Genomic DNA, 9,233 nt, shown 5'->3' on the forward strand with positions numbered 1-9,233 from the left:
TAACGAATGACCGATTTCTGTCCCACTCTCTTTTTTTCGAAAGACCTTCCGTAATTTGGCTAAAAATAATAGAATAGAACAAGTGAATCATCAAGAATATGGGAGTTGCTTTGAATTGGTTTCAATCACAATCCGGGGTCTTACAGGCCTTTCTCGCAGGATTGTTTACATGGGGCTGTACCATTGTAGGCTCAGCCATCGTCTTTTTCTTCAAGCATATTAGTCGCAAGTTACTGGACATCATGATGGGCTTTGCGGCAGGGGTTATGATCGCGGCTTCGTTTTGGTCACTCTTGCAACCCTCGATTGAGTATGCGGAAACCTCTTATGGGAGCCTGGCTTGGCTGCCGGCAGCTATTGGTTTTTTAGCTGGAGGATTTTTCCTCCGTTTGATAGATGCCATCGTCCCTCACCTTCATATGAGTAAGGAGATTGAGGATGCTGAGAGTATCCATACGCCGCGGGAGAAGAAGTTGTCTAAAACGACTCTACTCTTTCTCGCCATTACCATCCACAATTTCCCAGAAGGCTTAGCGGTCGGAGTGGCCTTTGGAGCTCTGGCTAGCAATCCAAGTCCAGAAGCCTTTATCGGGGCGGTTGGTTTGGCCATTGGGATTAGCTTGCAAAATATCCCAGAAGGGGCAGCTCTTTCCATTCCAATCCGGACAGATGGAAAATCCCGTCTCAATGCCTTTTATTGGGGATCCATGTCCGCTATCGTCGAGCCCATCGGAGCTCTGCTAGGAGCAGTAGCTGTCTTGTCCATGACGGCCATCTTGCCTTACGCCCTTTCTTTTGCGGCAGGTGCGATGATCTTCGTGGTGGTTGAAGAGTTGATCCCAGACTCCCAGACCAATGGCAATACAGACGTAGCGACCCTGGGCCTCATGGTTGGCTTTGTCATTATGATGATCCTAGACGTCGCTTTGGGATAAGGAACTGAAAAGGAGAGCATCAGGACAAGCTCTTTTTTTGATTGCTGTTATTGTCTTTGAGAAAAAAGATAGTCAGATACAGCTCAAAGGGTTCTTCATTAGTCAGGAGTATTATCTTATGGTAAAAATCAAGTTTATAAAGAAAAGCAAAAGGATGATGAGTGTCATCGCTATGCCTCTCCTTATTGCAATTGGGATTTCTTTGTTTCATATGAACAAACAATTGGAGGAAAAGCAACGCAATAGAGAGTATGAAGTCAGCCTTGTAAAGACCTTGAAGAATTCTTACGAGGGTATTGAGGAGATTGAGATTCTAAATCCATCTTATAGCTCCATTCCTTCAGACGCATGGGGAGCTGATGTCAAAATTACATTTGTTGATGGGACTACAAAGCAACACGAATTAGCCTATGATAAATATGTTCATAAAATGAAGATAGGGGTCTATCATAATGAAGATGAGGAATTTCAGAGCTTTATGGATTCTAGGAAAGGCACGACCAAATCTGGAGTAAAGGTAAGGTTTTCAGACGGCTCAGTCAAGGAGCAGTAATCTATTTGAATCATGAGTAAGACCAATGCTAACAATTCTACAACACTCATCTCCTGTCATCACCTTGTAACACAAATGCAAGGTGACTTTTTTATATAAACATGATAAAATAAGGGTAATGACTACGTAGAAAGGCCTAACATTATGAAAGGTATTATTTTAGCAGGGGGCTCAGGAACTCGCTTGTATCCATTGACACGTGCGGCTTCTAAACAATTGATGCCCATTTATGACAAACCAATGATCTACTATCCGCTGTCAACCCTTATGTTGGCTGGGATCAAAGATATCCTGATCATCTCAACACCTCAAGACCTTCCTCGTTTTGAAGAGCTTCTTGGAGATGGTTCTGAACTAGGAATTTCTCTCTCTTATGCAGAGCAACCAAGTCCAGATGGTTTGGCGCAAGCCTTCATTATCGGGGAAGACTTTATCGGTGACGATCATGTTGCCCTCATCCTTGGGGACAATATCTTCCACGGAAATGGCTTAACCAAGATGTTGCAACGGGCAGAAGCGAAAGAAAAAGGAGCGACTGTCTTTGGTTACCAAGTTAAAGATCCAGAACGCTTTGGTGTGGTAGAGTTTGACGCGGATATGAACGCTATCTCTATCGAAGAAAAGCCAGAACATCCAAAATCGAACTTTGCAGTGACAGGACTTTACTTCTATGACAATGATGTGGTAGAAATTGCCAAAAACATCAAACCAAGTCCTCGTGGCGAGCTTGAAATCACCGATGTCAACAAGGCTTATTTGGAGCGTGGAGATCTCTCTGTTGAGCTCATGGGCCGTGGTTTTGCCTGGTTGGATACTGGAACTCACGAAAGCCTCTTGCAAGCATCTCAATATATCGAAACTGTTCAACGCTTGCAAAATGTCCAAGTGGCTAACCTTGAGGAAATTGCCTATCGCATGGGTTATATCACCAAAGAACAAGTCCATGAATTAGCGCAATCATTGAAGAAAAACGAATACGGACAATACTTGCTCCGTTTGATTGGAGAAGCATAATGACGGAACAATTTTTTGATAAAGAATTAGCAGCCCGCAAAATTGAAGCCATCCCAGGCTTGATGGAGTTTGATATTCCAGTGCGCGGGGATAACCGTGGTTGGTTTAAAGAAAACTTCCAAAAAGAGAAAATGCTTCCCCTTGGATTCCCTGAAAGCTTCTTTGCAGAAGGCAAGTTGCAAAACAATATTTCATTCTCTCGTAAGAATGTTTTGCGTGGTTTGCATGCAGAGCCTTGGGACAAGTACATCTCTGTAGCAGATGAAGGAAAGGTTCTTGGCACTTGGGTAGACCTTCGTGAAGGCGATAGCTTTGGGAATACCTACCAAACAGTGATCGATGCTTCAAAAGGCATCTTCGTCCCTCGTGGTGTTGCCAATGGCTTCCAAGTTTTGACAGACAAAGTTGCCTATACTTACTTAGTCAATGACTACTGGGCATTGGAACTCAAACCAAAATATGCTTTTGTCAACTATGCAGACCCAAGCCTAGACATCCAATGGGAAAACTTGGAAGAAGCAGAAGTCTCAGAAGCAGACAAGAACCACCCATTGCTCAAAGACGTCAAACCCCTAAAAGCAGAAGATTTGTAAAATATAAATCTTAAAACAATCAAGAACATCATTATATAGTTTTTAGCTTTGCTATAAACGAGCGAAGCGAGCTATGTACTTAGCTTTCCGCCGTGAGAAAAGCACCTGAACTACTTTTGTTTCAGGTGCTCGGAAGTTTTGATACACTAGGCTCAAAACTTAGTCATGGAACTTCGAAGAAGTTCGCTGACGTCCGTACTCACCTAAGGAAAGCTAAAAAAAAGATTGATTTAAGGAATAATCAAAACTAAAAATTATTTGGAGAAAAAATGTCAGAATATAAACATATCATCGTAACCGGTGGAGCTGGTTTCATCGGTTCAAACTTCGTCCACTATGTATACAACAACCATCCAGACGTGCATGTGACTGTCCTTGATAAACTTACTTATGCTGGTAACCGTGCCAATATCGAAGAAATCCTTGGAGATCGTGTCGAGTTGGTGGTGGGAGACATCGCTGATGCTGCATTAGTTGATAAATTGGCTGCTAAGGCTGATGCCATCGTTCACTATGCGGCTGAAAGCCACAATGATAACTCCCTCAAAGATCCATCTCCATTTATCTACACAAACTTTGTTGGGACTTATACACTCTTGGAAGCAGCTCGTAAATACGACATTCGTTTCCACCACGTGTCAACAGACGAAGTGTATGGAGACCTTCCATTGCGCGAAGATCTTCCTGGACATGGGGAAGGTCCTGGTGAAAAATTCACTGCTGAAACCAAATACAACCCATCATCACCTTATTCATCAACCAAGGCTGCTTCTGACTTGATTGTGAAAGCTTGGGTACGTTCATTTGGTGTCAAAGCAACGATTTCAAACTGTTCAAACAACTATGGTCCATACCAACACATCGAGAAGTTCATCCCACGTCAAATCACCAATATCTTGTCTGGTATCAAACCAAAACTTTATGGTGAAGGCAAGAACGTCCGTGACTGGATCCACACCAACGACCACTCAACTGGTGTTTGGGCTATCCTCACTAAAGGCCGTATCGGTGAAACTTACCTGATCGGTGCCGATGGTGAAAAGAACAACAAGGAAGTGCTTGAATTGATCCTTGAAAAAATGGGACAACCAAAAGATGCCTACGACCGTGTAACAGACCGTGCTGGTCACGATTTGCGTTACGCTATTGATTCAACCAAATTGCGTGAAGAATTGGGTTGGGAACCACAATTCACCAACTTCGAAGCAGGTTTGGAAGAAACCATCAAGTGGTACACAGACCACCAAGACTGGTGGAAAGCTGAAAAAGAAGCTGTCGAAGCCAACTATGCGAAGACACAAGAAGTTTTGAAATAAGGAAGAAAGTCCAAGTAGAAAATTGCTTGGACTTTTTCTTTTATTTTCTGAAAATGAGTGATTGCCTTTTCATGTATGGTATAATAGGATCAGTTTGAAAACAATCATCGATTAGGAGGAATAGATGAATCAAAAAGATTGGGTTGACTATTTTGAAGCACTCCATAACCGTAAGCCGAGTCTGCAAGAGTTTCAAAATGCACGAGCGAATGGTGAGTTTGTAGTGGAACGAAAAGAGACCGTTCCTGAAGCACCAGTTCCATCAGCGGTAGCCTCACGAGAGAAAAGTGAGCAGGTTCAAATGCCGTCACAAGTGGAGTCAGGGTATGAGACTCTAGCTATCAAACGCTTTAGTGTGAAATGGAATAAGCAGACCAAATGGGCTTTATCAGGTGTGGGAATACTAGCTGTTATTGTACTGGCTTATTTCTTTTTCTTCCAACCGACTCCAAGTTTGGAAGGAATTTGGGTTGGACCTGCTGATTCAACAGCAGTGGTTTATGAGTTAAATCAAGAAGATCCACGATCGTATGGTAAGTATAAGATTGAGAAAGTTTACAAAGGTAATGAAGCAAAACAAGAGTTTCAGAAAGCTTTAAACCAGTTAAACTACTCCAAGCTGAAAAACTTAGCAGATGTTGATAGAAAATTTGACCTCCACACGAGGGAAGTTATCATCATTAAAGACGAGCATGGGCTTGTTTATAATCTACTCCAAAGCAATGGGACCAATGTGATTTTAGCCAATGACTTGATGGATTTGGTTACCTATAGTGATCATTCAGAAAGCTTTAAGAAGAATGCTATTTTTCACAAGACAGAAATTCCTAAAGTGCTAGTTGGGAAATGGAAAATTGAGCGTTCTTATCATGATGAAACCAATTATCTTGAATTAAATGCTCGTGGTATTCTTACTTATAGTGAATTTGATAGTAGCGAAGGTACGGCTTTTTATAGCCTAGAAGAGCTCCAAAAGATGCCTTCAACTAAGTTTGAACAAGAAAAGACAGCTGACAAAGTGAAAGAGATATATGAAGATCTTCAAGATGCGGTCGATTCTCAAGATTACCAGCTAACTAGTATGAAAGACGTGTACAAGCAACTAGGATCTGATTTTTATTATGTCCCTGTAAATGGAGGGAAGACAGTCCTAGTTTTCACAGAAGACTATCATTTAGTTGAAAAATTGGAAAAAGTGAAATAAATCAGAAGGGCCGAAAGGTCCTTTTTTCTTTTAATCATGAATTTCCTAAAAAAGCTCTGAACTCGCTGATTTGTGGTATAATATGATTAGTTTTTTTAATGAATCAATAAGGGGGATATGATGAATCAAAAAGATTGGGTTGAATACTTTGAAGCGGTCAATGGTCGCAAGCCAAGTATGCAAGAATTTCAAGAAGCTCGTGAAAAAGGGGAGTTTGTCGTAGAGCGAAAAGAAGCGCCAGCTCCAACAACTGAGGCACCAGCTCCAGCAACTGAAGCGCAGGCTCCTGCTCAGGAAGCACCTGTTGCACCTAGTGCGCCTCTTTCACAAGAGCAGACAGCTTTTGTCCAACCGCAGCCATCGGCGAAAACTTTGCAACCTGTTCCAAGACCGAAAAGATCACGCTTCAGTTTTAATAAACAACCCCAAATTGGGGCCGCAGTTGCGGGACTTGTCGCAGTGATTTCCTTTGCTTGGTTCTTCTTCTTTTCAGGTGGACCAAGTCTAGATGGTGTTTGGTTGAGAAATACGGATTCAAGTCCGGTCACTTATGAACTAAGTGGAAAGAAACAAAAAGTCAATGGTGGCGAGACCATCAAAAAGGTTTTCAAGGGCAATGAAGCGAAAAAAGAATTTAATACCGCACTTTCTTTGTTAAATTCGACAGACTTGCATTCACTTGCGGATGTCGATAAGAAATTTAACCTGAAGACGACTGAAATAGTTGTTATTAAGTCTGGTGGGAACACACGCTATAACTTGCTCCAAAAAGACGGAAGCAATATTATTTTAAGAAATGATTTATTCGACTTGAAAACTTATAAGTCATACAAAGGAAACTTTGAAGATAATTTGGTCTATCACAAGGTTGAAACACCAAAGGCCATGGTTGGAAAATGGAAGAATGTGACAGAAGGAGATAATACAACTGTTCAGATTTCAGATCATGGAATTATTAGTGATAAGTATTACGATAGCAAGGCTTACGCATTCTATTCTCTAGCTGATTCAGAAAAGTATGATGGAGACACGACTTCTAAAGAGGAGATTGAACACACATTTGAAGTCATTCAAGAAGCGGTGAAATCACAAGGCTATCAAGTGAAGAGCGCTAAGGAAGTCTATATACAAGCTAATTCAAATTATTGTTTCGTACCTGTCAACGGTGGAAAAAACATACTCGTCTTACGTGGTGGTAATGAATTTGCCGCAAAATTAGAAAAAGTAAAATAATGAAAGGACCGCAAGGTCCTTTTAGATTGAAGACAAAGTCATCTTCATCTTAGAAACTTTCCTTAGGTGAGTACGGACGTCAGCGAACTTCGAAGAAGTTCCATGACTTAGTTTTGGACCTAAGGTTCCAAAACTCCCGAGTGCTAGAAACAATAGTGTTTCTAGCACTTTTCTCACGGCGGAAAGTTTCAGTATCTTGATTCATTTAAAAAATTAGAACTCATTATTATTTCTTTGCAAGATTACTTGGCTTTTTTACTAAAGAATTAGTTTATCTAAATAATCAAAGTACCGGAAGGTCCTTTTTGTTTCCAAACTTCTTATTGAAAAACTATTCATGTCTAGGCAAAAATATGGTAAAATGGATAAGATGTGTCTGAGATGTCTATTTCTTCTCAGACGACTACAGGTAATGGAGTAGAAAATGCAAAATAGACCTATTATTATTGGTGTTACTGGTGGCTCTGGTGGTGGAAAGACCAGTGTGTCTCGTGCCATTTTGGCCAATTTCCCGAATGAAAAGATTGCCATGATTGAGCATGATTCTTATTACAAGGACCAAAGTCATTTGACCTTTGAGGAGCGGATCAAGACCAACTATGACCATCCTTTTGCCTTTGATACGGACTTGATGATTGCGCAGATCAATGAACTCTTGGAGGGTCGTCCGGTAGATATTCCAACTTATGACTATGCTGAACATACGCGCAGCAGCAAGACCTATCGTCAGGAACCACAAGATGTTTTCATCGTGGAAGGAATCTTAGTTCTTGAAGACAAGCGTCTTCGGGACTTGATGGACATCAAGATTTTCGTTGATACGGATGATGATGTGCGGATCATTCGCCGGATCAAGCGAGATATGGAAGAGCGTGGCCGGAGTCTGGATAGTGTCATTGAGCAATACCTTGGTGTAGTAAAACCGATGTACCACCAGTTCATCGAGCCAACCAAGCGTTATGCGGACGTGATCATTCCTGAGGGCGTGACCAACACAGTTGCGATTGACTTGATCACAACCAAGATTGAAAAAATCCTCAACGAAGCGCGTGAAGGAAAATAAAGATAGGGAGAAAGAGGGCAATCGATCTCCAATCCAATAACAATAGTTGGAATTACGGAATGTCGCAGTAGTTGGTGAGACTCTTCATTCGCTAAAAGACTCGAAAGAGTTCTCAATCAACTTTGCGGGGGTGGTACGGGAAACGTTATGTAACGTTCTGTACCACTCCCTCTTTTTCCTAGGGAGAATGGAAATGAAAAGGGAGTTTCATTCGCGGACCAAGGCGTTCGCTTGTTTATTGACCATGTGTGCTGGTTTTTCAGATGCTTATACTTTTATTTGTCGGGGTGGGACCTTGGCGGCAGGCCAGACGGGAAATGTGGTCTTTCTATCGGTTGGTTTGATTGGCCAGCAGATCTCAGATGTAGAAGTAAAGTTAGCGACCATGTTGGCCTTTATGCTGGGAATCTTTTTGATGACGGTTTTGCGGCGTTTGATTGACAATTCAGTCTGGCGCCTCAGTACCTTGGTGCCCTTTATCCTCACGACCTTGGTGACGGGATTTTTGCCAGCATCGGTAAAAAATGTCTTCATCGTGCCTTTTTTTGGCCTGAGTTTGGGAATCGTAGCGACCTCTTTTGGAGAAGTGGATGGCTACGCCTATAATCATTCCTTCATGACAGGAAATCTCAAGAAAACCATGGTGGCTTATGGGAATTTTGTCAGAGAAAAGGAGAAGAAATTCCTTTGGGAAGCCATTTTTATGACCTGCTTGATCGGGAGTTTCGTCTTTGGGGCCATTTTTTCGACCTACTTGATTCAGTTTTATGGATTAGAGACCATCTGGCTGGTGTCCATCATCTTGACTATCTTTTTAATCTATCGTGCTATTCAGTATTTTGAGGTCTTTCACTTCAATCGGCGACATGACTAGATAAAGGTATCATAAAAAACTTTCCTTAGGTGAGTGCGGACGTCAGCGAACTTCGAAGAAGTTCCATGACTAAATCAAGATACAAAGGGCGTCTGCGGATAAAGTCAAAATAGGAAGTTTGACGCAGAATCTTTCGATTCTAGGAGAACTTATCTTTTTGACACAATCCGCAGCCCGTGTTCAATTCGTATTGAGCCCCTTCGCTCTTTAATTTCTGGGCTCAGGCTAAAACAGTTTCCCAAACTGTTTTACTCTCAATAATTCCGTGTGCCTGAAGCAGTTAAGCTTCAGGCACTTTTCTCACAGCGGAAAGTTTAGTATATTCTTGATCTATTTAAATTAATAAGACCTCGGTTTTATCTCTTTGCAGAATCGCTTAAGTTATTTTACTAAGAATTAGTTTATCTATATTCCAGAGGCTGGGACAAAAGTCCTAGCCTCTCAATTG

General features: G+C 41.7%; 9 protein-coding genes. All 9 read left to right on the forward strand.

Features of this window, described 5'->3' with window-relative positions:
- Window positions 1-110: 110 nt before the first annotated feature.
- The 9 genes from HMPREF3002_RS03085 (at window position 111) to HMPREF3002_RS03125 (ending at window position 8,785) form a co-directional block, all read left to right on the forward strand.
- Complete coding sequence (locus tag HMPREF3002_RS03085) at window positions 111-935, forward strand: ZIP family metal transporter (protein WP_023918499.1); 825 nt, start codon at window positions 111-113, stop codon at window positions 933-935.
- Window positions 936-972: 37 nt separating this feature from the next.
- Window positions 973-1,488 (forward strand): hypothetical protein, encoded by a 516-nt coding sequence (locus tag HMPREF3002_RS03090; RefSeq protein ID WP_256263413.1) that lies wholly within the window; start codon window positions 973-975, stop codon window positions 1,486-1,488.
- A gap of 144 nt (window positions 1,489-1,632) precedes the next feature.
- Window positions 1,633-2,502 (forward strand): glucose-1-phosphate thymidylyltransferase RfbA, encoded by an 870-nt coding sequence (gene rfbA, locus HMPREF3002_RS03095; RefSeq protein ID WP_003002772.1) that lies wholly within the window; start codon window positions 1,633-1,635, stop codon window positions 2,500-2,502.
- Complete coding sequence (locus tag HMPREF3002_RS03100; protein WP_023918495.1) at window positions 2,502-3,095, forward strand: dTDP-4-dehydrorhamnose 3,5-epimerase family protein; 594 nt, start codon at window positions 2,502-2,504, stop codon at window positions 3,093-3,095. The genes rfbA and HMPREF3002_RS03100 overlap by 1 nt, the downstream gene beginning before the upstream one ends.
- Window positions 3,096-3,364: 269 nt before the next feature.
- Window positions 3,365-4,411, forward strand: a complete 1,047-nt coding sequence (gene rfbB, locus HMPREF3002_RS03105; protein ID WP_023918493.1) for a dTDP-glucose 4,6-dehydratase — start codon at window positions 3,365-3,367, stop codon at window positions 4,409-4,411.
- A 124-nt stretch (window positions 4,412-4,535) separates the two neighbouring features.
- The gene (locus HMPREF3002_RS03110; protein WP_023918491.1) at window positions 4,536-5,615 is read left to right on the forward strand and encodes a hypothetical protein; all 1,080 of its coding nucleotides are present in this window, start codon (window positions 4,536-4,538) and stop codon (window positions 5,613-5,615) included.
- 120 nt (window positions 5,616-5,735) lie between these two features.
- Window positions 5,736-6,848, forward strand: a complete 1,113-nt coding sequence (locus HMPREF3002_RS03115) for a hypothetical protein (protein WP_070665221.1) — start codon at window positions 5,736-5,738, stop codon at window positions 6,846-6,848.
- 424 nt (window positions 6,849-7,272) lie between these two features.
- A complete protein-coding gene (gene udk, locus HMPREF3002_RS03120; protein WP_003002524.1) occupies window positions 7,273-7,911 on the forward strand; it encodes a uridine kinase in 639 nt (212 codons plus the stop codon).
- A gap of 193 nt (window positions 7,912-8,104) precedes the next feature.
- Window positions 8,105-8,785 (forward strand): YoaK family protein, encoded by a 681-nt coding sequence (locus tag HMPREF3002_RS03125; RefSeq protein ID WP_070665223.1) that lies wholly within the window; start codon window positions 8,105-8,107, stop codon window positions 8,783-8,785.
- Window positions 8,786-9,233 lie beyond the last annotated feature (448 nt).

It is taken from the genome of Streptococcus sp. HMSC065E03 (assembly GCF_001815045.1).
GTDB lineage: Bacteria > Bacillota > Bacilli > Lactobacillales > Streptococcaceae > Streptococcus > Streptococcus parasanguinis_AD.